Source organism: Neptunicella sp., assembly GCF_048268085.1.
GTDB lineage: Bacteria > Pseudomonadota > Gammaproteobacteria > Enterobacterales > Alteromonadaceae > Neptunicella.
In genome coordinates, this window is sequence record NZ_JBLWWF010000005.1 from 206,504 (window position 1) to 232,044 (window position 25,541).

20 protein-coding genes are annotated in these 25,541 nt (G+C 42.0%); 8 read left to right on the forward strand and 12 right to left on the reverse strand.

Annotated elements, in window-relative coordinates:
* Position 1 precedes the first annotated feature (1 nt).
* Positions 2 to 961: a hypothetical protein gene (locus ACTD55_RS05940; RefSeq protein ID WP_438863393.1), complete on the forward strand. Its 960-nt coding sequence runs from the start codon at positions 2 to 4 to the stop codon at positions 959 to 961.
* Here ACTD55_RS05940 and ACTD55_RS05945 read toward each other — a convergent pair whose 3' ends face one another.
* The 4 genes from ACTD55_RS05945 to ACTD55_RS05960 form a co-directional block, all read right to left on the reverse strand.
* A complete protein-coding gene (locus ACTD55_RS05945; protein WP_438863394.1) occupies positions 962 to 3,349 on the reverse strand; it encodes a VanZ family protein in 2,388 nt (795 codons plus the stop codon).
* A gap of 18 nt (positions 3,350 to 3,367) precedes the next feature.
* Complete coding sequence (locus ACTD55_RS05950; protein WP_438863395.1) at positions 3,368 to 4,603, reverse strand: pyridoxal-dependent decarboxylase, exosortase A system-associated; 1,236 nt, start codon at positions 4,601 to 4,603, stop codon at positions 3,368 to 3,370.
* A gap of 172 nt (positions 4,604 to 4,775) precedes the next feature.
* A complete protein-coding gene (locus ACTD55_RS05955; RefSeq protein WP_438863396.1) occupies positions 4,776 to 5,063 on the reverse strand; it encodes a GIY-YIG nuclease family protein in 288 nt (95 codons plus the stop codon).
* A gap of 216 nt (positions 5,064 to 5,279) precedes the next feature.
* Positions 5,280 to 6,854, reverse strand: coding sequence for an acyl-CoA ligase (AMP-forming), exosortase A system-associated (locus tag ACTD55_RS05960; RefSeq protein WP_438863397.1), 1,575 nt, complete (start codon positions 6,852 to 6,854; stop codon positions 5,280 to 5,282).
* A 141-nt stretch (positions 6,855 to 6,995) separates the two neighbouring features.
* Here ACTD55_RS05960 and ACTD55_RS05965 point away from each other — a divergent pair, with 141 nt between their 5' ends.
* Genes ACTD55_RS05965 through prsT form a run of 6 tightly spaced genes read left to right on the forward strand, consistent with a single transcriptional unit; the run spans position 6,996 to position 15,319 of the window.
* Entirely contained in the window at positions 6,996 to 7,238 is a 243-nt protein-coding gene (locus ACTD55_RS05965; protein WP_438863398.1) for an acyl carrier protein, read from the forward strand.
* 36 nt (positions 7,239 to 7,274) lie between these two features.
* A complete protein-coding gene (wecB, locus tag ACTD55_RS05970) occupies positions 7,275 to 8,399 on the forward strand; it encodes a non-hydrolyzing UDP-N-acetylglucosamine 2-epimerase (protein ID WP_438863399.1) in 1,125 nt (374 codons plus the stop codon).
* Positions 8,400 to 8,444: 45 nt separating this feature from the next.
* Entirely contained in the window at positions 8,445 to 9,692 is a 1,248-nt protein-coding gene (gene wecC, locus ACTD55_RS05975; protein WP_438863400.1) for a UDP-N-acetyl-D-mannosamine dehydrogenase, read from the forward strand.
* Between the two features lie 59 nt (positions 9,693 to 9,751).
* Positions 9,752 to 11,149 carry a mannose-1-phosphate guanylyltransferase/mannose-6-phosphate isomerase gene (locus ACTD55_RS05980; RefSeq protein WP_438863401.1) on the forward strand — a complete coding sequence of 466 codons (1,398 nt, stop codon included), beginning with the start codon at positions 9,752 to 9,754 and terminating at the stop codon, positions 11,147 to 11,149.
* A gap of 20 nt (positions 11,150 to 11,169) precedes the next feature.
* Positions 11,170 to 12,540 (forward strand): phosphomannomutase CpsG, encoded by a 1,371-nt coding sequence (locus ACTD55_RS05985; protein WP_438863402.1) that lies wholly within the window; start codon positions 11,170 to 11,172, stop codon positions 12,538 to 12,540.
* Between the two features lie 34 nt (positions 12,541 to 12,574).
* Positions 12,575 to 15,319, forward strand: coding sequence for an XrtA/PEP-CTERM system TPR-repeat protein PrsT (prsT, locus tag ACTD55_RS05990; protein ID WP_438863403.1), 2,745 nt, complete (start codon positions 12,575 to 12,577; stop codon positions 15,317 to 15,319).
* Positions 15,320 to 16,057: 738 nt separating this feature from the next.
* Here the strand turns inward: prsT and ACTD55_RS05995 are convergent.
* The 8 genes from ACTD55_RS05995 to tviB form a co-directional block, all read right to left on the reverse strand.
* Positions 16,058 to 16,846 (reverse strand): PEP-CTERM sorting domain-containing protein, encoded by a 789-nt coding sequence (locus ACTD55_RS05995; protein ID WP_438863404.1) that lies wholly within the window; start codon positions 16,844 to 16,846, stop codon positions 16,058 to 16,060.
* A 559-nt stretch (positions 16,847 to 17,405) separates the two neighbouring features.
* Entirely contained in the window at positions 17,406 to 18,191 is a 786-nt protein-coding gene (locus tag ACTD55_RS06000; RefSeq protein WP_438863405.1) for a PEP-CTERM sorting domain-containing protein, read from the reverse strand.
* Between the two features lie 222 nt (positions 18,192 to 18,413).
* On the reverse strand, positions 18,414 to 19,466 hold the full coding sequence (locus tag ACTD55_RS06005) for a hypothetical protein (RefSeq protein ID WP_438863406.1): 1,053 nt from the start codon (positions 19,464 to 19,466) through the stop codon (positions 18,414 to 18,416).
* 68 nt (positions 19,467 to 19,534) lie between these two features.
* The gene (locus ACTD55_RS06010) at positions 19,535 to 20,392 is read right to left on the reverse strand and encodes a ThiF family adenylyltransferase (protein WP_438863407.1); all 858 of its coding nucleotides are present in this window, start codon (positions 20,390 to 20,392) and stop codon (positions 19,535 to 19,537) included.
* Between the two features lie 3 nt (positions 20,393 to 20,395).
* On the reverse strand, positions 20,396 to 21,163 hold the full coding sequence (locus tag ACTD55_RS06015; protein ID WP_438863408.1) for a PEP-CTERM/exosortase system-associated acyltransferase: 768 nt from the start codon (positions 21,161 to 21,163) through the stop codon (positions 20,396 to 20,398).
* 108 nt (positions 21,164 to 21,271) lie between these two features.
* A complete protein-coding gene (locus ACTD55_RS06020) occupies positions 21,272 to 22,126 on the reverse strand; it encodes a patatin-like phospholipase family protein (protein ID WP_438863425.1) in 855 nt (284 codons plus the stop codon).
* Between the two features lie 94 nt (positions 22,127 to 22,220).
* Positions 22,221 to 23,237: an NAD-dependent epimerase gene (locus tag ACTD55_RS06025; RefSeq protein ID WP_438863409.1), complete on the reverse strand. Its 1,017-nt coding sequence runs from the start codon at positions 23,235 to 23,237 to the stop codon at positions 22,221 to 22,223.
* Positions 23,238 to 23,248: 11 nt separating this feature from the next.
* Positions 23,249 to 24,529 (reverse strand): Vi polysaccharide biosynthesis UDP-N-acetylglucosamine C-6 dehydrogenase TviB, encoded by a 1,281-nt coding sequence (tviB, locus tag ACTD55_RS06030; protein WP_438863410.1) that lies wholly within the window; start codon positions 24,527 to 24,529, stop codon positions 23,249 to 23,251.
* Between the two features lie 174 nt (positions 24,530 to 24,703).
* Here tviB and ACTD55_RS06035 point away from each other — a divergent pair, with 174 nt between their 5' ends.
* A complete protein-coding gene (locus ACTD55_RS06035; protein WP_438863411.1) occupies positions 24,704 to 25,429 on the forward strand; it encodes a S1 family peptidase in 726 nt (241 codons plus the stop codon).
* The last annotated feature ends 112 nt before the right edge of the window (positions 25,430 to 25,541 follow it).

Consider the following 25,541-nt stretch of genomic DNA (forward strand, 5'->3'; position numbering starts at 1 on the left):
CATGCTTTTACGATTCATTATAATATTTTTACTGTTGCGCAATATTGGTATATGCCAAGCGAATAACATCTTGCTAGATGGTATCAAAGTTGCCGATCTAACTAATGCGATGCAAAAGGCTAACAACGGCAGTGTTATTTTGCTTAGCGCTGGTCGCTTTGAGCAAGCGGGGGTTTTAAGCGCGAATAACGTTACAATTCGTGGCGTTTACGGTAAAACGATTTTGCATGGTAAAACTATCTGGGGTAAAGGTGCTTTAGTTATACGGGGAAAGCATACCCTTATTGAGAATATTGAATGTTTTGATATTCAGGTTAAAAATCAAAATGGCGCGTGCATCAGACTCGATGGCAGCGACCTGGAAATCAATAACGTTTACTTTCACGATGCCGAGCAAGGCATATTAACCGGCCCTAATCCAGGTCATGTGGTCATAAACAACAGTCGTTTTGAACGTTTAGGCAAAGCCGGTCAGGCCCACGGAATTTATATTGGCGGCGGCTCATTACTTATCAATAAGTCACGATTTTTATCATCAAAAGATGAGGGACATGAAATCAAATCCCGAGCCAGGGAAACGGTGATTATGAATTCAGTCATTGCGTCGATGGACGGGCACGATAGTCGCCTTATTGATATTCCCAACGGTGGCAGTCTAAAAATTGTCGATTCGGTTTTACAACAAGGTCAATTCACCAGTAACTGGAATTTAATTGGTTATGGGTTGGAAGGCATTAAACACCAAACCAATAGCATTACCATTCAGGGGAATATTTTTATATTAGATCGTCCGGGCGGGAGTCAGATCATGCATGTTCAAGGTAAGCCCGCGCCCTATTTATTCTCGCAAAATACTATTATTGGATCATTTCGCGATCCTATATTCGATAACAGTAATTTATTTTACTCATCTCGCCAACAAGCCGGCTTGGGCGACTTTCCACAATTACAAAAAGATTAACTACTTTTCCTTGCCAAGCCCTATCCGGTTAGCCATCGTCAACCACGGATGTGTTTGTGTCACTGCGATAAATCCAATTAAAACGTAATGAACAATAAAGAAGCGTACCATCAGTTCTTGAGCGGGGAGGTAATGCTCACGATCGGCGCTAAACAAAAATTGCATCGCAGAAAATACCTTACCATATTTTAAAATGACGCTTTCTAATCCAAGTTGCAGTAGCCAATAGCCTAAAGGTGCGGAACACAAAATGAATAGCGTACTTACCGCTTTCCCCTTTGAATTTAGCTTCCGTAACATTGTGAGTACTAACCCGCAATGTAGTAACAGGATAAAATACAGTGCGATAAATACACTATAAAACGAACGTCCTTGATACTTAAATAGTTCAATTAGATTATCGGTGGCAGCAAAGTGAATCACTACTAAATAGGTAATCGCCATAGCAATAACTAACAACAACAGCATATGTAAATGACGAACCTGAATCGCATAGCGCAGTTTTAGTACGATGCCACTGCTATAAAATAGCGCGACTGAAAATAACAAAAACAAGCCAACAAAACGGTAAAGCATTTCTATTTCCGGCAATCTGCCCCACACCGGAGAGCCAAGAATATCGTGAATACTTTCCAATGGAAAAATGACTCGAACGAGCAACCAAGCAACTAATGTATGGATTAAAATCCAAAATTCTGGTCGGATAGGCAAACGCTGTTTGATGACAGCATTATTTGCGGCGTGTCGGGCTGGCTGATGTTGTTGCAATACTATTGCCAAAGGTAAACCAAATACCCAAAAGCCGCACAATACTAATCCCACCAACCTCAGCCAGCGAAAATCACCGGCCACCAACTCCTTAATGTTATATGGCACGGCAGATAGATTAAGTAACCAAGAGAGAATTACAGCCAGTATGATGACTACCAATCCCATTACCCAACTATTGGTTAGTTTGCTTTCATGAATGGTTTTATGTACTTCAACCGCTTTGTCGTTGGTTGGTTGAGTCGCTCGGTTAGTCTGTGCATTATTTTCATGAATAACATTCGGTTTGGGGCGACTGGATAATAATTGCATCAATTTACCGCCTAGAAATAATCCCCCCCATGCCAGCAAAACATCGGTTGAATTAGCGGTTTTTTCCGGTATCAGAACTTGTCCAAATTCCAGCAATAAAAATAACCCCGCTCCCGCGGCCCACACTAGCCAACGCAGGCTTTTGTTTTGCACGTTAATAGTTACATATGCAATCCATACCCCAAACGGCATTGCAATTAGAACTTTCTGCAACAAACGGGTTAACGCATTGTATTCACTAGTGAAATAATAAGTTTTAAATGGAACAGAAAAGAAACCATCTAACTTAGCGCTTAATTCGGCTTGGTTGATTTGCCAATTAAACGGATACCAATACACTAACAGTAAAACAATCATCCATGCGGCTCCGCTTAGCCACATAATTGATTTACTCGTAGAAATACTCGTCACGTCAGGGTTAGCGGAAGTTAATTGAGGCGAGATGTATTTTTGATACAAATATAGTCCGATTGCGGCTCCAATACCTGCGGTAATCACGTCGGTAACATCCGTAGAACGGCTGTACACAAATAACTGGCAAAGTTCGATACCAGTAGCCACCAGTACGACTGTCCACCAAACTCGGCGATAAGATAGCGGTTTATATAACAAGGTGAGAATTGCCAGCGGGATCCACAACATGATATCAGTCAGGATCTCATACGCAATCAGCAGCGCACTACCTGAAAATGTGGCAAAAGGCAGTATATTAATCCGACCTTCTTTCCATTTATGGTAAAGCTCTATTGGGCTTAAATACAGGTCCAGTGGCATAACACTATAAATAAACACTCCGGCCACATACAGAAACAATAAGTTACGCCATTTATGATTTCCCCCTGATGTTTGGAACCAATTGTCTAACCAAGTGAAAAAGCGATGATAAGTAAATTTCCAAACAGTAACACCGATACCACCGCCAATAAATTCCGCCATAATATCGTTCTGTGACACTGTACGCTGTGGGAAATATAGTTGAGTAAACTCAATACATGCAGCTAATACAGCGCTAGCGATGTAGACGACTATCATCAAAAGTGCTGTTGTATGGTGGGAATAGGGGCGATTAAGGATGAAAAATGACATCCATAAATAACTAAGTGGAAAAAATAGCAAGCCATTGGCGACCCAATCAGCACGAGAATGAATATCTAACTGTAAATAGGGGATTGCCTTGAACTGTCTAACGGCTTCGCTGAAGGGAATATAGTGATATTCCAGTGGAACCAGGCTGCCATAAATAACAAAGATGCTATAAACGACAGCGCAACCAAGGATAAATTTGTAAGTACCGGATTCAACTTGCATATCACCGGATCCTGTTAGTTAAAGTAGTATTTCTGCAACGTTAGGATGGCCCAAAAAGTCTTGAGGACTGGCAGTAGGGCCATACGCACCAGATTGATAAACCACAAACCAGTCACCGATTTCCGCTTCCGGTAGCGCGATCTTATCGGCTAATGAATCCAGAGGTGTGCATAAAGGCCCTGCTACGTTGACCGCTTCACTGGCAGGTTGATTTAATTTATTGCCAATCGCCACCGGATAGTTTTTGCGGATCACCTGACCAAAATTACCTGAGTTAGATAAATGATGATGCAAACCACCCACCGTCATCAAATAGGTTTGGCCACGGGAGACTTTTTTATCGGTGATCTTGCAAGCATAAACACCGGCTTCTGCTACCAGAAAGCGACCTAATTCAATAACCAGCTCGGTGTTTTGCAGATCGATGCTAGTGGCTGCCAGCAAGGATTTAAGGTTTTCGCCAATCGGGGCTAAATCCAGACGTCGTTCACCCGGGAAATAGGGAATACCGAATCCGCCACCCAGGTTGACTGATTTGACCGGCACTGGAGTGAGTTCAATAAGTTTTTCTGCCAGACTAAATGTTTGATTATGCGCATCGATCAACGCCTCGGATTTGAGATTCTGTGAGCCACAGAAAATATGAAAACCGTGGAATTCGATAGCCTGATAATCAAGTTCCGGTAATATTTCGACCAAACGCTCTTCATCAATACCAAATTGTTTGGGGCCACCGGCCATTTTCATGCCAGAAGCTTTAAGTTCAAAAGCAGGATTGACCCGAAAGGCAATATGCGGTTTTTTACCCAATCGCTGACCCGCTTCGATTGCACGAGCAAGTTCTGTTTCGGACTCAATATTCAACGTCACCCCCGCCACTACAGCAGCTTCAATTTCGGTGATTTGCTTGGCCGGTCCGGCAAAACTGATATCCCGCGCATCGGTAGAGGTCTGCAGTGCTAATATCAATTCCTTTTGGGACGCGACATCCAGACCATCAACTAATGGACTGATAAAGTTTACTATTGCCGAATTAGGATTGGCTTTAATAGCAAAATGCAGCTTGATAGGTGCAGGAATATATTGCTTAAACTTGGCGATTTGCGCCTGGATCACATTTTTGTCATACGCATAAAAAACCGCTTTGCCAAGTAATCCGCCAATGGCATCCAGATCCATCCCACCTACCAGCAAGTGTCCATTTCGTTGTTCAAATTGATCCATGCTTTCATGGGTAGGGGTCATTTTGCTCATTGTTTATCTCAACTTAATTAAAAACTATATTTGCCATTGGACCCCGGCCCAAAAGACTACCGGGGTGACGACTTCTGCGTAACGGTGATAACCTTGGCAGCTTTAATGCTCACGTTCACTTACACCACTGTCATCCCTTCGAAGGCAGGGAACCAACTTCCGTAACCCAGAGTTACAATAACCCATGATATAAATCTTGCCATAGTGGATTTTTCTCTTCAATTAACCTTATTTTCCAAGATCGTTTCCACTTTTTAATTTGCTTTTCACGCACAATTGCTTGAGTCATATCTTCATGTATTTCAAAGTAAACTAAATGGTATATGGCGTATCGCTGCGTAAAACCCTCAACTTGATTATTTTTATGTTGCCAAACTCGTTTAATCAGATCTGATGTAACACCTGCATATAAAGTGCCGTGCCGCTGGCTAGCTAGTATATAGACAGCAGGTTGCTTCACAATCATCCTCCTTGTTGTGTAGGTTTCCACTTCATGGGAATGGCATATTTTAATTTCCCCATTTTGTCATTCCGCGTGCGCAGTTTTGGTTATCCCTCATATTCAAACTTGGTCATTCCGGTAGTGTTTTGGGCCGGAATCCATTCTTTAGATCGTCGCCCGAAGCTCGACACTCATAGCGTTATTACTTTTTCTGTGTTCTTAGGGTCTATAAAATTAACTGCCATATTTCTCTTTTGCTTGTGCGGCGAGTAATGCCCGATCCACCTTGCCATTTGGATTACGCGGCAATGCGGTATGAATCTCTATATATTTAGGGTGCATAAAATTCGGCAACGCTTTTTTAAGCGCTTTCGTTAATTCATCCTGACCAAGACTTTCAGGCTGCTTAAGTACAATAAACACGACAATGGCCTGACCCAGTTCTAAATCCGGGACTCCTGTGGCTATCGCTTCGCCCACCTGATCACTGCCTTGATAGCAGCCTTCTTCGATTTCCATCGGACTGACGCGATAACCTGACGTCTTGATCATTTCATCGCGACGCCCGACAAAATACAAAAAACCGTCCTTATCTTTCTTAACGGTATCACCGGACCACACTGCCATTTCAGTTAGTACCAAACCTTTATCCTGATCGGGTACCGGCTTAAACCGTTCTGAGGTTTTCTCGGGCGCGTTCCAGTAACCTAAGCTGACATGGGGGCCACGATGCACCAGTTCGCCCGGTTCATCAGCATCACATTCGGTGCCATCTTCACGGACTACCATCACCTCCGCATTAGGAATGGCTTTCCCCATCGATCCTACTCTTTCATCTATTAGCTCAGGGGGTAAGTAAGTACTTCTGAATGCTTCGGTTAATCCATACATTAAATAAGGTTTGGCATTAACAAAGGTGGTGCGTAATTGACTAAGCGTGACTTGCGGCATCGCGCCACCGGAGTTAGTGAGATAACGCAAACTTTGGGTCGCCGAGGCAGGCCAATTGGCTTTCATTAATTGCTGCCATAACGGAGGAACAGCAGCCAAACCGGTAACCTGATGTTTTTCGATGGTTTTAATCACATCACCGGCTAAAAAATAATCCATTAAGATACAGGTCGCACCGACCGAAAAGGCCGTGGTTAGTTGGCTTAAACCATAATCAAAACTGAGGGGTAGTAAGGCCAATATGACATCATCGGCGGTATTTTGCAGGTAACTGGCCACACTGTTGGCACCACACACCAAGTTACGATGTGATAATACGACACCTTTAGGTTTGCCAGTACTGCCTGAGGTATACAATATTGCCGCCATATCATTTTCGGTAAGCGGTTCAGAACAGGGTCCTTTGGCCAATAAGTCTTGATAAAGATGGCACTGAATCTGTGCTGGAAGTTCTGCGGGCATCTTATCCGTCAAAACAATATGTTCAAGAGAAGAGCATTGCTCAACAATATCAGCCAGGGCTTTTAGTCTATCCGAGCTGGTGACAAGCACTCTCACGTCGCAATCATTCAGAATATGCTGCACTTGGGGAGCTTTTAATACCGAATTGACGGGGACAAAAGTACCACCGGCATAACTGGTGGCAAACAGGCTTACAACATTTTCCGGAACCTTGGGTAAAAAAGCCGCCACTCGTTCTGATCGTTTTAATCCCAGCTTTGTCAGTCCAGAGGCAAATTGTTCAACCAATTCATTGAGTTGGGCATAACTTAATTGCTGCTGTTTATGGATAACGGCAGGCTTATTAGGATAACGTTGCGCTGTCGTTGAGATTAACTGGTGAAAAAACATAACCATTGATCAAACATTCCCTCTTAAAGTTACTTTTGTGTGTTCCTTATCCGTTTAAATAATGGAACAATAGCTTATATTGACGGCTTAAACACACGCTGTCCATAAAACGTACTTATAAAAGCGAATAATACAGGTAGTTGGCAAATGAATGTAGCAGCACACGTAAAAGATATACTGATCAACGTATTACAGATTTCTGATGACACCCAATTTGATGATGATACGCTGTTGCTTGGTGCCATTCCGGAATTCGATTCTATGGCCATTGTCGCGGTCATTACCACTATTGAAGAAACCTTTGGGATTGAAATCGATGATGACGAAATCAGTGCTGATGTGTTTGAAGATTTTGGCACATTAACCAGCTTTGTTGCAGAGAAAGTTTAACATCAATAAAAGCTGTCAGGGATAAGGATAAAAGACGTGAATTACAAGAAAATCCTACTGGTGTTTGGGACTCGACCAGAAGCTATAAAAATGGCTCCACTGGTACTGGAACTACAAAAACACACCGCTTTAGATATAAAGGTCTGTGTCACCGCACAACATAGGGAGATGCTTGATCAGGTATTAAACCTGTTTAATCTCACGCCTGACTACGATCTGAATTTAATGCAGCCCGGGCAGGATTTATATGATATCACCACCCGCGCGTTACTGGGCCTGCGTGATGTTTTCACCGAAGCGAAACCTGATCTGGTGTTAGTACATGGTGATACCACCACCACTTTTGCAGCATCATTATCGGCTTTTTACCAAAAAATTCCTGTGGGACATATTGAAGCAGGCCTGCGTACCGGCGATATCTACAGCCCCTGGCCGGAAGAAGTTAACCGCCGTCTAACTGGTGCTTTGACTAAATTACACTTTGCCCCAACCGCAAAAGCACAACAGAACTTGTTAACCGAGAATGTTGATGAGAATACAGTGTTTGTTACTGGCAATACCGTTATCGACGCCTTGATTCAGGTAGAAAAATTGATTGAGGAAAATCACTCTCTCAATCATGAACTATCACAAAAATTCGACTTTATTGATCCTGATAAAAAACTGATTCTGGTTACCGGCCATCGACGCGAAAGTTTTGGCGACGGTTTTGAACGGATTTGTCAGGCACTCAAAAAGTTAGCCGAAAAACCCGATGTACAAATTTGCTATCCAATGCATCTAAACCCCAATGTCAGGGAGCCGGTCGATCGCATACTCAGCGGCATATGTAACGTTCATTTAATTGAGCCACAGGATTATCTGCCTTTTGTATATTTGATGAGTAAATCCTATCTGATTTTGACCGATTCAGGTGGTGTACAAGAAGAAGCTCCCTCATTAGGTAAGCCGGTATTGGTCATGCGCGATACCACTGAACGGCCGGAAGCCGTTGAAGCAGGAACCGTTAAATTGGTCGGAACGGATTATGACTGTATCGTTAATGAAGCAACCCAATTGCTGGATAATGAAGCGGCCTATAAAGAGATGTCCTTTGCCCATAATCCTTATGGCGATGGCAAGGCTTGCGAGCGAATTGCACAAATAATTTTAAACAACTAATGAATATGGCCTCCACGTGAAAATGTTTTTTAAAAAGGATTAAAAATGGCTTTCAGTAAAGTTTCAGTTATTGGCTTAGGTTACATTGGTTTGCCCACCGCAGCGGTCATCGCGTCCCGTGGTATTGAAGTCGTCGGGGTGGATGTCTCTGAAAAAGCAGTTAATACCATTAATCAGGGTAAAGTACATATTGTTGAACCGGATTTGGATATGGTGGTTCAAGCTGCGGTAACGCTGGGTAAGTTACGTGCCACGTTGAAGGCAGAGAAAGCCGAAGCCTTTATGATTGCCGTGCCCACCCCCTTTAAAGAAGGCAAACAGCCTGACCTTAGTTTTATTAAAAGCTCCGCTGAGGCAATTGCACCGGTATTGGAAAAAGGCAATCTGGTGATTCTGGAATCAACTTCACCGGTAGGCGCTACTGAACAACTGGCGGCCTGGCTGCAAGAACTTAGACCCGATTTATCCTTCCCGCAAAGTGCCGGTGAAGATGCCGATATTCAGGTTGCTCACTGCCCTGAGCGAGTCTTGCCAGGGCGAGTGCTGGAAGAACTGGTATCCAATGATCGCATCATTGGTGGCATGACAACTAAATGCAGCGAACGGGCGACCGAACTGTATAAGACCTTTGTCCGTGGTGATTGCATTACCACCAATAGCCGCACTGCCGAAATGGCTAAATTAACTGAAAACTCGTTTCGCGATGTGAATATTGCCTTTGCCAATGAATTGTCGATTATCTGTGACAAATTAAAGGTTAATGTATGGGAGCTCACTGCGCTGGCCAATCGCCATCCACGGGTGAATATTTTAAGTCCGGGTCCAGGGGTAGGTGGTCATTGTATCGCGGTTGACCCTTGGTTCATTGTGGATTCCGCTCCCGACGAGGCGCGTATTATTCGCACCGCGCGTGAAATCAACGATGGCAAGCCATTGTATGTCATTGAACAAGTTAAAAAAGCCGCGGATCAATTTAAACGCCCGGTGATCGCCTGTTTGGGCCTCGCGTTTAAAGCGGATATAGACGATTTACGTGAAAGTCCTGCACTGGATATTACACTGCAACTTGCCAAACTGAATGTGGGCAAAATACTCGCCGTTGAACCCAATATCAAAACGCTGCCGGACAAATTATCGTCGCAAAATGTTGAACTGACATCATTGTCAGATGCGCTGGAACAAGCCAATGTATTGGTCGTACTGGTGGATCATAAACCCTTTAAAGCACTTACTGTTGCTGACATCAATACTAAAGTGGTGGTGGATACGCGAGGATTGTTTAGTCGGTTCTAATTAAACCGCTATTCAGATACTCTAAGTGCATGACGCTATAAAAACGTGGAAGGATTCAAATGCTAGTTCCGGTCATTATGTGCGGTGGCAGTGGTACCAGAATGTGGCCACTGTCCCGGGAACATTACCCTAAGCAATTTCTTAACCTGGTGGATGCTGAAACCAGCTTGTTACAAGCCACCGTTAATAGACTGTCCGAGCAATGTGCGCCTGCAATTGCCATTACCAATGAGCAACACCGCTTTTTAGTTGCTGAACAATTCCGGGCAGCAGGTTACCAAGCCGATTCGATTATTCTGGAACCGGAAGGGCGCAACACCGCTCCCGCTGTCGGTATTGCCGCATTTAAAGCCTGTCAGAATGGAGACGATCCGGTGTTACTGGTATTAGCGTCAGACCACCATATTGCTGATACTGAAATATTTAGAAAGTGCGTCAATCATGGCCAGCGTTTAGCCGAGCAAGGCAAGTTAGTGACCTTTGGCATTGTGCCCAGCACTCCAGAAACCGGTTACGGGTATATTAAACAGGGTAACGCCATTGATGAACTGACCTTCGAACTGGACAGTTTTGTCGAAAAACCGGATTTAGCTACCGCAGAATCCTATCTCGCTAGCGGCCAATATTTATGGAATAGCGGCATGTTTATGTTTAAAGCGTCGGTGTTTTTGGCGGAGCTTAAACAATTCCGCCCAGATATATACAGCGTCTGCGAACAATCTTGCCAAAATATGCAACCAGATCTGGATTTTATCCGGCTGGATCGTGACATATTCAGTTCTTGTCCTAGTGAATCCATCGATTATGCCGTAATGGAAGAAACCAGCAAAGGCGTAACATTGCGCTTTGACGCAGGTTGGTGCGATGTGGGCTCCTGGAGCGCACTGTGGGATTTACAATCCAAAGACAATGATGGCAATTATGCTCGGGGTGATGTGATAAAAAAACAAACCCATAACTGTTATATATTAGGTGACAAGCGCTTAGTGACTGCACTCGGTGTGGATAATTTAGTGATTATCGATACCGATGATGCCCTACTGGTTGCCAATCGAAATTCGGTTCAAGACATTAAACACATTGTTACTCATTTACAGCAAGCTGCACGACCAGAGTCAATTAATCACCGCAAAGTATATCGCCCTTGGGGAAGTTACGATTCGGTCGATGATGGCCCACGCTTTCAGGTAAAACGAATCACCGTTAAACCCGGGGAGCGGATATCAACACAAATGCATCATCACCGAGCGGAGCATTGGATCGTGGTTACTGGTACCGCCAAAGTCACTAAAAATGGGCAATCTGAGCTAATTTCTGAAAACCAGTCAACCTATATACCTATTGGGGTTAAACATGGTTTAGAAAACCCAGGAAAAGTCCCATTGGAAATGATTGAAGTGCAGTCCGGCCACTATTTTGGCGAAGACGATATTCAGCGTTTTGATGAAATATATTAAAAAATAACGACGGAAGTATAATGACAGAATTAACTTGCTTTAAAGCCTATGATATTCGTGGCGAACTGGGTACTGAACTTAATATCGATATCGCCAAACGTATTGGCCAGGCATTTGCCGTGCAGCTTGCGCCGAAAACAGTGGTGATTGGCGGAGATATTCGCCTGTCTACCCCGGAACTAAAATTCGCTTTAGCAGAGGGCCTGATGTCACAAGGTGTTAATGTGATAGACATTGGCTTATGTGGTACCGAAGAAATTTATTTTGCCACCACTTATTTAAACGTCGATGGCGGCATAATGATCACTGCCAGTCATAATCCTAAAAACTATAATGGATTAAAACTGGTTAAAGCCGGCTCACAGCCCATTAGTGGTGACAGCGGGTTATTTGACATTAAAACTCTGGCGGAACAGAATCAGTTTACCGATGTCGCCAACCCCGGCTCCCTAATCGAGAAAAATATCAGACAAGCCTATACCGATAAATTGTTGTCCTTTATCGATATCTCTCTGTTAAAACCTATGACTATCGTGGTCAATGCGGGCAACGGTGCAGCCGGTCATGCTATAGATGAAATTGAACAGCGCTTTATTCAGGCTGCTGTGCCGGTAAAGTTTATCAAAGTTCACCATCAACCGGATGGTCATTTCCCTAACGGTATTCCTAACCCGCTGTTACCCGAGAATCGTAGCCATACCGCCGATGCAGTAGTTGAACACAATGCTGATTTGGGTATTGCCTGGGATGGCGATTTTGATCGCTGTTTCCTGTTTGATCAAAAAGGCAATTTCATCGAAGGCTACTATATTGTTGGCCTGTTAGCTGAAGCTTTTTTGCAAAAACATCATGGTGAAAAAATTATTCATGATCCGCGCTTAACCTGGAACACCATAGACGTGTGCCAACGTAATAGCGGCATTGCGGTGCAATGCAAAACCGGCCATGCCTTTATCAAGGAAAGAATGCGCCTGGAAAACGCGATTTATGGTGGAGAGATGAGCGCTCACCATTATTTCCGCGATTTCTATTATTGCGACAGCGGTATGATCCCCTGGCTGCTGGTAATAGAATTACTCAGCCACAAGTCCGTTTCCCTCTCCAGCTTGTTAACCGAGTATGACGCGAAATTCCCGGCTTCTGGCGAAATAAATCGAACCGTTAACGATGCCCGACAAGTAATAGATAAAATCAAAGCCACTTATTCTGACTCAACTTTGGATATCGATACCACTGATGGTTTATCTATGGAATTTGATGATTGGCGCTTTAATTTACGCATGTCTAACACCGAACCTTTGCTCAGGTTAAACGTAGAAGCAAAATCGAACAGGGTATTGATGAAAAATAAAACAAATGAATTGTTGTCATTAATTGAACAATTCTCATAATGTAGCTGAGACGCTAGTAAACTAAGGATCTGTTATGAAATGTCGCAACTCACTTTTATATGTATTTATCCCTTTCGCGGCAGCAATATTAACCGCCTGCAGCCAACAAACTCCTGAACAATTGGTCAGCAAGGCCGAAAAATATATGGACGCAGGTAATAGTGAAGCAGCCATTATTGAGTTGAAGAACGCACTAACTGATAACCCGGACTTGGGGAAAGTGCGCCTAATGTTGGGCAAGGTCTATTTTCAGCACGGCGATCTGAGCTCAGCAGAAAAAGAATTAAATCGGGCAACCGATTTGGGTATTCCTGAGGATATGGTCGCTCCTTTGCTGATCAAAACTTATTATCATTCCGATCAGTTCTCAAAAGTGAACGAGTACATTCAAAAATTACAGCTGAATGATAAAGATGCCCTTAGCACCAGCGCATTGTATTCGTATATCAGCGCGTTACGCACTGATGATCAGGAAATTATCCAGAACTTGGATAAGTTGCTTGAACAAATGAATGCTCAAGACAAGCAACTGGCTATGTCATTTGCGGCTTTTGATGAGCAAAAATTTGACGAAGCACGCAGCACAATAGATGAGTTAATCCAGCAAAATTATCGACCCGAGACAACAGAATATTTATCTGCCTTACTCTTTGTGAAAGAAGATAACTTCCATGATGCGGCTTTGGCATTTAATAAAATTAACGAACTCATTCCCGTTATTAATTCCATTAACTTTCAATATATTGAAGCCATGATTAACGCCGGAGAGCTCGATAATGCAGAAGTCGAAGCAACCAGACTATTGGAACAGTATAAAAACCAGCCTCTATTAAATTTGTACCAGGCAAGAATTGATTACCAAAAAGAAAAATTTAAACCCGCCCTCGATCATGCCGAAATTGCAATTCAAAACGGTGCGGATACGTTAACCGCCCGAATGATTGCCGGAGTTAGCGCCTATAAACTTGAAAACCTCGAAAAGGCGTATCACAACCTTACCAACTTATCTAGCCGGACAAATTCCAGCAACGATGCAATTCAGAGGTTGTTGGCCCAAGTACAACTTAATCTTGGCTATAACAACAAAGCGCTGGAATCACTGAACTCAATGGGAAATCTGACAGACAGCGACGCAGAATTATTTGCACTGACGGGAATGCGACTTGCTACTCTGGGTGATATAAAAAATGCTAAAGAACTGCTCAAAAAGGCTGATCAACTCGATCAGAACAATCCAGTTATTAAGCTTCGCCAAGCTATTGTAAATATCGGTAACGATGAACGAGCCGTTATAGAAAACCTGGAAAAAGTTATAAAAGATGACGAATCCCTGGAGCAGGGCTGGATGCAGTTGGCTGCAGCTCATTTGAGAGTTGGAGATAAAAACGCTGCGTTGTCAGTTGCCAAAAATTGGGAAGAGAAAGACCCCGCAAATGGAAAGACTTTAGCCGGTTTTATCTATATGAATACTGGAGAAGCTGACAAAGCAATAGATTTGTTTAACGAAGCGTTGAAAATAGATCCTGTACATATGGGTGCTCATCAATATTTGTTACAGACTTATAGTGGATTAAAGCAGTACCAAAAAGCACTTGATAAAGCATCAGAGATCCTTTCTTTTGCACCGGATAATACCCCTGCGCTAATAGCACTAATTGATGCGGGTAAGAGTTTAGATAAGTCATCTGAAATAGATGACATCATTTCAAAACTAATAAAAGACTCAAACGATAAAAAGATTGCCTTGGCAGTTAATGCCAAAGCACAAGGTAATGCGTCAAAAGCGATAAGCATATTAACCAGTGTTGAGCTCGATTTTCTGGGTTACATGACATTAGGCGACTCACAAGTACAAGCCAAAGACTTTAATTCAGCGATGGCGACGTATAAGAATTGGGAGTCTGCCTACCCAAATGCGTTAATGCCGGTAGTCAGGCAAATAGGCTTACTTGAACTTCAGAGCGATAATGAAGGTGCACTGGCCTTGACAGAGGCGGGATTAAACAAATTCCCTAACAGGCACACCTTACTGTTACTGAAACTCCATTACCTGACTAAACTAAACCAGATTAAAGCCGCTAACGACCTGTTAGCTCAAATTAAGAAACAAGATGACAAAAGCGGTGCAGAATTACTACCTTATTATGAGGGGTCATTAGCACTCAACGAGAAAGATTTCAAAAAAGCAGAAAAGTTACTTTCCGAGCATCACAAAAAATCACCAAACTTTACTTCCGCGACAATGCTTGCAAAAGCTATGCTAGGAAATAACCAAATTGATGAAGCTGAAAAAGTATTGATAGAACAACTAAATAGCACTAAAAATCCACCCAAAAGCTTTATGTATGGAGTCGCAAACTTTTATACATTTACCAAAAACTACGAAAAAGCAGGCCAAATTTATGCTCAGTCAATTGATAAATATGGCGAAAATTTGCAAGTTCTCAACAATCTGGCTTACAACAGAATACAGAGTGGTGATATTGAAGGGGCTAGAGTGCCTGCACAAAAGGCTTTAAAACTGGCTCCAGATATGCCGCAAATATTAGATACAATGGGTTGGGTTGAGTTTAAAAGTGGCAACTTGGATCAAGCTTATCAATATCTAAGTTCAGCAGCTAAAAAAGCACCTAATATCAACGATATTGTATTACATCTTGCAGAAGTATTAATCGAACTTAAGCAATACAGTAAAGCAAGTTTAATGATGCGTGAGATGAAAGATCTAAGCTCCGTTCAGCGTAATACGCGAACTGAACTATCAAAGAAAATTCCTTAACACACTCCAGTGGCAGCATGATTTTGATAAGCATGCTGCCATGCCCGCTATACTAATCTGCTTGCTTTAACTTGATATAATGGTATCGAGCCACATGCTGTGCATGATGAGATTGATCAAAATAGGTGGAAGAGCATCACCACAGTTTAATTTACTTGTAGGGGTACTCCTATTTAGCTGTATGTGGATCCCAAACATCCCAACTCAGTATCTTTCTCTTGGCTGGAAATTATTCCAATGCCAATCTGCGAATAGATGGCTGTCGCGCCAAATCAAAATCAATTTATTAACAGCGCCAAAGTCGCGTTGACTGAACGGTTGATTAGAACATATAAGCGAATGAGAAAACCGGCAAGGCGAGCGAAGGTTTAAGGCAATAGAATATTAGTAGTAGAAGCGTTGTACGATAGCTAAATAACCCAATGCCAAATAACCTCAACTCTGTATAAGCAACGCCCTACAGCACAGCCATATTTGCCCAGCTATGCGTTATTCGCAAAGGGTTTAGAATAACTAAACCACTTGGCGAACGCCTTTATCTGAACAAATCTGCCTGTGCTGTACCTTTATCTTCTCTCGAACAATAGTTGAAATTACTATAACCCTTTAAAATATAAGAAGTATTTCAAATAAAAACGACATTTCTTATCCAGAGTTGAGGTTAAATAGCAAAAATAAAAAAACCGCCAGAACCAAAAGTTCTGACGGCCTCAATAGTACTAATATTTCTTGTTTTGCTTACTTCTGGCGTCTGCGCGAAGCACCAGCCAGGCCCAACAGGCCTAAACCCAAGATAGCAATTGAAGATGGCTCTGGAATTGAACTACCACGGAAATCCGCAGTTCCAAACAATTCTAAACCGTCAGGAGTTGCGCCTGAAGGGATAGGTTGGAAACTGGTACTAAATACCCAGTCAGCACCGTCAGTTTGTGTGTCGGTATCAAAGTTGCCCATTGCAGCACCACCAACAACATCTAGTAAACCGCCACCAAGACCGGCATCAGTACCCGCACCGTATGAGCTCAAGGTTGCATCGATACTGGTCATAATACCATGAATACCACTGAAAGTTTCATGTGCTTGCAGCGACAACCAAGGAGTGCCACCATCAACCGCAGTGCTTTTGTCCAGAGCATTATAAGCTGTAGATGAGTCAACATAGAAGTTAATCCAGCCACCAGTGAAGCCAAGACGTGCACCACCACCGTCAGGGATAACACTGGCAATTTCAAAACCGCCAAATTCAAAGGTTAGTTCACAACCACTAGGGCAGAAAGTAGACTGGTTGGTACCATTTAAACCGGTAACCAGACCAAAACCACTTAAAGTATCGACTACGTCATCAGCAGTACCGAACACACCGTCAGCACCTGCATCAAGCAGATCTTCTACTAAATTCGAATTTGAAGTGAAATCAAAGAAACTGTCTGGATCCCAGACTACACCACCAACATTAACTGGTGACGCGATTGCTGAAGCACTAAGACTTAATGCTAAAGCTGCTGCGGAAAAAATTGCCTTATTCATAATTACCTCTACCTCTACATCAACATCAACTTCTACATCAACATTAATATCTAAAATTAAAAAGACTCGTTTAGTTTATCCGTTAAACTCGTTATGAGCCTTACGAACTACCTTAGTTGAAGCAAGCATTGGGCCAACTTTTCAATTAAGTGTAACATGTTGTTTTACATGTATTTTTTAAACTTTGAATTTATATTAATCGCAACTGGCGACATTCACTGTAAAATTTACTGACACCCTAGTTCGGGTAAATGATGCGGGATCTAATTGTTCTGAACGAATTTGCAGCATGAGCATGCCCAACAATGCTCCAGGTGACTCATGTAGAAAACCTGCTTTCAATATACTCGGGTTAAAATTCGCTCCTCAAAGCACAAAGCAGCGGTTTGTGAATATGCTAGATTACCTGTATCCAACCAAAGCCCGAATGTAAATTTCATTTAGCAAGACAATCGCCTCGTCTAGCTAGCACATTTGAAAGTAAGCCCACGTAGAAACGAAAAAACCGCCAGAAGTAACTTCTGGCGGTTCTCAATCAATTATATAAAGGTTTATTGACTTATTTCTGGCGTCTGCGAGAAGCACCAGCTAAACCTAACAGACCTAAACCTAAAATCGCAATTGAAGAAGGTTCTGGGATTGATGTACCACGGAAATCAGCGGTACCAAACAACTCTAGACCATCAGGAGTTGGACCTGCAGGGATCGGTTGGAAACTGGTACTAAATACCCAATCTGCTCCATCAGTTTGTGTATCTGTATCAAAGTTAGCCATTGCGGCGCCGCCAACAACATCAAGCAGCCCACCACCTAAACCAGCATCAGTACCACCACCGTATGTACTCAATGTCGCATCAATACTGGTCATAATACCATGAATACCGCTAAGCGTTTCATGGGCAGTCAAAGATAACCATGGCGCACCACCATCAACAGCAGTACTTTTATCTCCGGGATCATAAGCAGTAGCAGAATCCACATAGAAATTAACCCAGCCACCGGTAAAACCAATCCGAGCACCACCACCATCAGGAATGAAACTGGCGACAGTAAAACCACCGAATTCATAAGTAAGCTCGCAACCGCTAGGACAAAATGCAGATTCGTTAGTACCATTGATACCGGTAACCAAACCAAAGCCATTCAATGTATCTACAACATCATCGGCAGTCATAAACACACCATCAGGACCTGGATCCAGCAAATCTTCAATCAAATTGGAATTTGATGTGAAGTCAAAGAAACTATCTGGATCCCAGACTACACCACCAACATTTACGGCTAGTGCACTTGTTGATAGGCCAAGAGCCGCTGCACCACCAATTAAAGTTTTCTTGATATTCATAATTGTATCCTTTGTATCATTTCATAACTTAAATTATGTACTGTCAGCTCTAAGCTTTTTAACAACGACAACTACACTGAAAAGCTGTACCGACAGTAATAATGCAAAAGAAAAGCCAACCCGCTTAACGAAAAGTTATCATTTTGAAAAATAAGAATAATTTGTAAAAACACTATGATATTTATCTAATAAAGAACATGGGATGTGTAAAATATATTGACACTAGTTTTTTAAGAAGGATTTCATGTTTCTGCGATCGGTCCTTGGCGGTTGACCACTGTGTTTACCAACTCTCAAAAACATCACCCCCGCACCTAATCCAGCAGTTACATGCTGCATTTCCTGCTCCACTGTATTAATGATATCCATTAAAGGCGGGCTTAGATCCGGTTTTGCTAATGAAAGTACACCTGGCGCCGCATATAGCTGTACCGACAGCTTCATTTCGGTACACTTGAGCCAAACTCGCTGTAATTGCCTACCAGTATTAACAATGCCTTTACGAGATACGTCCGAAGCAGTCAATAATAATAAGGCGGGGGATTGTTTAATTGGGTTAACGACGGATTTTTTAGCAATTTGACCACTAGCACCAAGCTTATTCAGCCAGTTCATTACTTTCCAACTACTCATCCACTCAAATCCTTTAGATTCAAATTTGCTGATACCCAACACGTCCAAATTCATACCTGAATCGACTTTTTCTCTAGTAAATGAAACTGTGTTGAATAATTCCTGATGCAGTTGATCAGACTCAAACCTAACTTTTTCAGCTTTATATATTGTTGGAATAATGTCATCTATCTTATTTTTTTGATTAAACCCCAACAACTGGCAGTCAGATTCATTGATCACCGATTGAATATCCTTAATCATTTGATCAGAAACTTCGCCCTCAAATGGAAAGCGCCTGTCAGTGCAACGCAACGGAATTTGCTGTGCCAGAGTGGATTCTTTAGTGAGGTGAACATCATTTGAACTCTCAAAACTAATTTGAGCCACAAAGTAGTGATCAGCATCATTTTCAGGAAATAACGTAACAGATGATTGTAAACCTAAAGAAATTCCTTCCAATACGACTGATTCAATTACCGCTCCCATTGCCAGGTCAGATAACACAAATGTATTGTCGGTAGCTTGACCGCTTAGCAATGGATCGAGAAAAAGCTGTAATATATTATTGCTCAGCCATTTAAATTTGAATGGTTGTGAATTATCTGCTGATGGCGCATGGATAGCAGCTTGAATCAGCCTGGTTTGCAATTCTTCATTCATATATTTGCCATGTTTTAGTAGTAAGTTAGGCTAGGTTATATTTATCAGGGTATGAGTGTGAAATCGGTTTAAATGCCAAATGCTATTTTGGCTTGATTCAACTTTGCCTGAAAATCCGGGTTTTTATGTCCATCTTTTATACAGGTAATTTCCATTTTATTTAAATAGGGATCCCAATGCATGCCTTGAGGAACGCAAACTAAATCACCTCGGCCCAATAAAATTTTAACCGCATATGATGCGGCGACACCTGCACTCATAGTGCAGCCGATAATAGTTGAAGGGCCTTTTTTGGCATTTAAGTCTAAACGGGTTGGATCAACCAAATACTGCGATTGCAAACTAGCGGGCGCTAAACCTAAATAGAAACGCAAATATTGTTCCGTTTCTGAAGCTCCTTCCATCCCAAAGTATTCTTCAAACGTCATCTGTCCAGGCATAAAGCATAAAAACGCCGTCCCCATCCCCAATGGAGCAGCGGTAATGGCAGGAATATTTTTTAATGCGCAAAGTTCAAATACCTTACGACGAGCTGCAATAGCAAAAAAATCCAAACTATCAATGTAGAGGTCGACACCTTCTAAAAAGGCTTCTGCATTTTGGTCATTAATCCCATCGGGGAATTCATTAATCTCAACTTGTGGATTAACATCCTGCAGCATTTCTTCGACAACATTTAATTTTGGCCTACCAATTGTGGACATCGTCGCGCCAATTTGCCGATTAAAATTTTCGATTCCATACTCATCAAAATCGGACAAATTAAATTTCCCCACACCCAATCGAGCCATAGTTAGTGTATGGATACCACCAACGCCACCACAGCCGGCAAGAGCAACTCGTTTAGTACCTAAAAAATGTTGTTCCTGCTGTGTAAACCAGCCAATATTGCGAGAAAATGCATCATCATAATCAAACGTTGCCATCAGTTACTCACCTTGCACCAGATAAGGATGCAGTTTAATTTGTTTAATTAGCTGTTCTTCTAATGATTGATAAAGCTCAAGCATTTCGACATTAAATTTGGACTCAAAATTTTCCCTTGGTAAACAAAACAACGCACGAATACCATGGTAATCTTTCTCTTCACCTATTTGTTCAAAAAACAATCCCACTCTTTCAAGCCTTTTTTTCAAACGCGGCTCCACCACGACAAACATGGTTTCGTGATTACACATTTTGGCAAAAGATATAACGCTTAGATAAAGCCCAATTGCAATATTTGGAAAGTTACGTCGCTCCTCCTCAGAAAAAGCCCCGTCACCCACTAACTCATTCACAATAAAAGGCTGCTTTTTTTCACCCGCCCTGCGTCTAAAGTCTTCTGGTACAGCTAATCGCGATACTTCGCCATAAGCCCCTCTATTATAGTCACAGGGCAATTTTACTTCGGGTAACAGCGAGTCTATAAAATGATTTTCGAAGGGCAATTTGCTTTCTGGTGCATTGGGAGGGGGGATAATTAGCCTGACCGTTCCCGCATAAGCACCTGTTCTCTTATGTTTAAGCAGCAATGAATAGGCATAGCGGTCATATTCATCGGTTTCAAAGCCATCCTCAGACACAGGCTCCCATCCCAATTCCTCGGCATAAACATGATGTCTTATTTGATAACCCTTCTCTTTTAAGTCTGCCGTACCAGCAAAAATAATTTCGAAGTATTGGTTAAAATTTTCAGCAAGTGACGAGGTAGTCATTTTATAACCTCAAGCTCTCAAATTGACTATAAATTATCATTTAAACAATAACATAGCATATTAATTTAGTTTCTTACCTGACATTTAAATGAATCTTCAACAATCGCTTTAATGGTCAGTTTTAATCATTACCAACATCTTCTTCGGTAAAAACTCCAATACCGTGTTATATCCGGTTTGGTATAAACCTTCTTTTTGCGCATCCGTCATCGCAAAGTCAACGGGCGAAGCATCACCGGTATTAATTACCACTGTATTATGCCAATGACCATCGTGCACATATTCGCGAGAAATAGCGGTCATAAAAGTTCTAATTAGCATTTCAATATAGCTAACTATTGGTAACCACGATACCGGTTTAACTTTTTGCACTTCCTGATCACTTTTTAAACGGAAACAAATTACCGGTGTGCCATCCCCAGCCCAGTCTTCGTACAAGGCATCTTCAGCGAGGATAGCCCCATCAACCAATAAATGGCTTTTATATGGCTTAAAACTAAAAACAAGTGGAATAGACATAGAAAATCTAACCGCTTGAGACACTCTTAATGTCGGAGAGTTGTGTTTATCAAACATCACGGGGCCACCACCATTAACATCAGTAGCCAGAATATGCAGATTGGTTTTTAATTCTTCGAAAGTAATTCCACCTAGCTTACGATCAATCCACTGCTCAAATTTATCACCCGAACATAATCCACCATTGCGGATTAGGGATAATAATGAATATCCTTTAAATTGCCTGAAATCGGTTTCCATCGCCAACATTTTAATTTCTGCTAATGGCATTCCAGCGCAGTATAAAGCAGTGATGATTGAACCACCGGAGACTCCCACGACATGATCAAACTCGATGTTTAATCGATTTAATGCATCAAGGATACCGATATGGGCAGGTAATCGAGTTCCACCACCGGAAAAGATTGGAACGAACTTAATACGGCTTGTATGAGCAGCATCCATATAGATCTGAATAAGTCCTTGATAATCGTCAACTAAACAACCAGACAAGTATGGATCATTTTTATAATTTTGCCGCTAAAACTCGTACGATAGATTATTGGGTATAAAAGTCTTTATACCAATTAACAAAGTGTTCGATACCTTTATCAATAACCGTTCTTGGCTGGTAGTTAACATCTTCGATTAAGTCACTGACATCAGCATACGTATCGGGCACATCCCCAGGTTGCATTGGGAGCAGCTCTTTTTCAGCAACGACACCCAAATGCTTTTCCAGTGTTTCAATATAACTTAATAGGTGGACCGGATTATGCGCTCCAATGTTATAAACTCGCCAAGGAGCCTTACTGGTGGAAGGATCGGGTTGTTTTCCACTCCAGTCCGGATTAGCCAAGGCAGTATGATCCAATGTTCGAATGATCCCCTCAACGATGTCGTCAATATAGGTGAAATCGCGATGGTGATTACCAAAATTGAATACCTTAATCGGTTCATCATTCAATATTGACTTGGTAAACGAAAACAGTGCCATATCTGGTCTGCCCCATGGGCCATAAACCGTGAAAAATCGTAGACCAGTTGTGGGTAATTGATATAAATGACTATAAGTATGCGCCATCAATTCATTGGCTTTCTTACTTGCCGCATACAATGACAACGGATGATCAACATTGTCGTGAGTAGAAAATGGCATCGACTCATTGGCACCGTAAACAGAGCTGGAGGAGGCGTAGACTAAATGTTTAACGTTATTATGGCGACATCCTTCCAACACATTAATAAATCCCACAATATTACTATCCATATAGGCATGGGGATTTTCTAATGAATAACGCACACCGGCCTGAGCGGCTAGATTAATTACTTTATCAAATTTTTCTACGGCAAATAATTCCGCCATTCCTTGTCGATCAGCCAAATCCAGCTTTTCAAAACGAAAGTGTGCGGCATTGCCACACTGGTTGATTTGTTCCAGCCGTGCCAGTTTAAGGTTAACATCGTAATAATCGTTCAAGTTGTCTATTCCGACAACTTGATCACCGCGCTCCAACAAATGCATGGCGGTATGAAAACCAATAAACCCAGCAACTCCTGTTACTAATACTTTCATTAAAATGAATCCTATAACCGAATATCGGTAATGGTTTTATCAAAGATATATTTCAGGTCATAAATAACCCGATTGTCTTTACATAATCCCAGCAAATCTTGATTGGATAAGGCTTTAAACTGATCATGAGCAACGGCTGCAATAATCGCATCATATTTTTGGGCTTCAGGCTTATCAATTAAGCTAAGTCCATATTCGTGCTCTACTTCGTCATTGTTAGCCCAAGGATCATAAATATCTAGATTCACGTGGTAATGTTTTAATTCTCTGGCGATATCCACCACTTTAGTATTGCGAATATCCGGACAGTTTTCTTTAAACGTCAAACCTAACAGCAGAACGTTGGCCCCATTGACCATAATCTTCTTGTTTAGCATGGTTTTGACAAGCTGCCCCACCACATATTCGCCCATGTGATCATTCAACCGACGCCCTGCTAAAATGACTTCAGGGTGATAACCCAGCTCTTCGGCTTTATGGGTCAAGTAATACGGATCAACCCCAATGCAGTGGCCGCCCACCAATCCGGGTCTAAATGGCAGGAAATTCCATTTGCTACCTGCTGCCAACAACACCTCTTCTGTATCAATACCAGCTCGATTAAAAATAATGGCAAGTTCATTAATTAGCGCAATATTAAGGTCCCGTTGCGTATTTTCGATAACCTTGGCCGCCTCCGCTACCTTAATCGACGACGCCTGATGGGTTCCTGCCGTAATAATACTGGCATAAAGCGCATTTACTTTATCGGCAATTTCTGGCGTAGAGCCGGACGTGACTTTGATAATGTTTTCCACACGATGCTGTTTATCACCCGGATTAATTCGCTCTGGGCTATAACCGGCGAAAAAGTCCTGATTAAATTTCAAGCCCGAACCTTGCTCCAAAATAGGAATACAGACTTCTTCAGTCGCACCAGGGAAAACCGTGGATTCATAAACAACCACATCCCCCTTCTTCAGCACCTTGGAAATACTTTGGCTAGCTTTTTGTAGTGGTGTTAAATCTGGCTGTCGATTTTTATCAATGGGCGTTGGTACGGTGACAATAAAAAAATTACATTCATTTAATGCATTTAAATCCGAAGTAAATGATAAATGGCTCGCCTGTTTCAGTTCATCAGATGAGATTTCTAGTGTGCTATCTTTACCCGCATTGAGTTCATCAATACGAGCACTGCTAATATCGAAGCCCAAAGTGGAATACTGACGTCCAAAAGCTACCGCTAGCGGCAAACCAACATAACCTAGTCCTACAATGGCCAACTTTATATTTAACAGTTTATTTTCCATTCCCTGAGCCCTTCTATGCTATAAATTGAGTTAATCAGTATTGCTTCGTTATAAAAGTGATTTATTGTTCATCATCACTTGTACTTGGATTATGCTTTAATATTTACCATTATCATTAAATTGAGACAAAAGAACATGCCCATTTTAAGAATAATATTGGTTTTCAGCTGTTTAATGGTCAGTTACAGCAGCATTGCAAGTAATCTGGTACGGACCATTAAACAAGTTAAGCCATCAGTGGTGGGTGTTGGCACATACAATCCTTTAGGATCACCGCGCAGTAATTTGCAGGGTACCGGTTTTATCATTGGAGATGGGACCTTAGTTGCCACCAATTTTCATGTAGTTGAAAAAGAACTGGATATTCAGCAAAACGAAAATCGAGTGGTGTTTATTGGTCAAGGAAGCGATCCTAAGCTAATCCAAGCCGAGGTTATTGCCTCCGATCCGGCTCACGATGTAGCTATCCTCAAAATCAAAGGTTCGGGTCCTGCGCTAACATTGGCCAGCGACAACTATATTGATGACGGTACCGAAGTTGCCTTTACCGGGTTTCCAATTGGTGCGATTTTAGGGCTCTATCCCGCTACACACAAAGGTTTAATTGCAGCGTTAACACCAGTGGTGATCCCGAGTAGAAATGCCGGACAATTAAGTATAGAAATGATGAAACGTCTTAGAGAGCCGTATTTTATTTACCAAATGGATGCCACCGCCTATCCGGGAAATAGCGGTAGCCCTGTATATGATATAGACTCAGGCAAAGTGGTTGCTATAATCAACAAAGTATTTGTACAAAGAACCAAAGAAGCCGCTATTACTGATCCGAGCGGAATAAGTTACTCGATACCGGTTAAATATATTCGAGCCTTAGCCAAATCAATTTCGGTCGATATTTAGGTGTCAATATTTTTTACATAAATAGACACATGAACATATAAAACACTTAAAAATCATAGGCTTGATTAGTGGCACGTATATTGCTAAATACTGTATTAGCAACTGTTAAATT

Bases quoted from the DNA above. Each gene is read 5' to 3' on its own strand.
- ACTD55_RS06010 (WP_438863407.1), bottom strand. From the start codon at position 20,392: ATGGCAACGTTTGATTATGATGATGCATTTTCTCGCAATATTGGCTGG.
- ACTD55_RS05995 (WP_438863404.1), bottom strand. From the start codon at position 16,846: ATGAATAAGGCAATTTTTTCCGCAGCAGCTTTAGCATTAAGTCTTAGT.
- ACTD55_RS06015 (WP_438863408.1), bottom strand. From the start codon at position 21,163: ATGACTACCTCGTCACTTGCTGAAAATTTTAACCAATACTTCGAAATT.
- ACTD55_RS05965 (WP_438863398.1), top strand. From the start codon at position 6,996: ATGAATGTAGCAGCACACGTAAAAGATATACTGATCAACGTATTACAG.
- ACTD55_RS06035 (WP_438863411.1), top strand. From the start codon at position 24,704: ATGGTCAGTTACAGCAGCATTGCAAGTAATCTGGTACGGACCATTAAA.
- ACTD55_RS05980 (WP_438863401.1), top strand. From the start codon at position 9,752: ATGCTAGTTCCGGTCATTATGTGCGGTGGCAGTGGTACCAGAATGTGG.
- ACTD55_RS06020 (WP_438863425.1), bottom strand. From the start codon at position 22,126: ATGGATGCTGCTCATACAAGCCGTATTAAGTTCGTTCCAATCTTTTCC.
- ACTD55_RS05985 (WP_438863402.1), top strand. From the start codon at position 11,170: ATGACAGAATTAACTTGCTTTAAAGCCTATGATATTCGTGGCGAACTG.
- wecC (WP_438863400.1), top strand. From the start codon at position 8,445: ATGGCTTTCAGTAAAGTTTCAGTTATTGGCTTAGGTTACATTGGTTTG.
- prsT (WP_438863403.1), top strand. From the start codon at position 12,575: ATGAAATGTCGCAACTCACTTTTATATGTATTTATCCCTTTCGCGGCA.
- ACTD55_RS05940 (WP_438863393.1), top strand. From the start codon at position 2: ATGCTTTTACGATTCATTATAATATTTTTACTGTTGCGCAATATTGGT.
- ACTD55_RS06025 (WP_438863409.1), bottom strand. From the start codon at position 23,237: ATGAAAGTATTAGTAACAGGAGTTGCTGGGTTTATTGGTTTTCATACC.
- tviB (WP_438863410.1), bottom strand. From the start codon at position 24,529: ATGGAAAATAAACTGTTAAATATAAAGTTGGCCATTGTAGGACTAGGT.
- ACTD55_RS06005 (WP_438863406.1), bottom strand. From the start codon at position 19,466: ATGAATGAAGAATTGCAAACCAGGCTGATTCAAGCTGCTATCCATGCG.
- ACTD55_RS06000 (WP_438863405.1), bottom strand. From the start codon at position 18,191: ATGAATATCAAGAAAACTTTAATTGGTGGTGCAGCGGCTCTTGGCCTA.
- ACTD55_RS05960 (WP_438863397.1), bottom strand. From the start codon at position 6,854: ATGGTTATGTTTTTTCACCAGTTAATCTCAACGACAGCGCAACGTTAT.
- ACTD55_RS05945 (WP_438863394.1), bottom strand. From the start codon at position 3,349: ATGCAAGTTGAATCCGGTACTTACAAATTTATCCTTGGTTGCGCTGTC.
- ACTD55_RS05950 (WP_438863395.1), bottom strand. From the start codon at position 4,603: ATGAGCAAAATGACCCCTACCCATGAAAGCATGGATCAATTTGAACAA.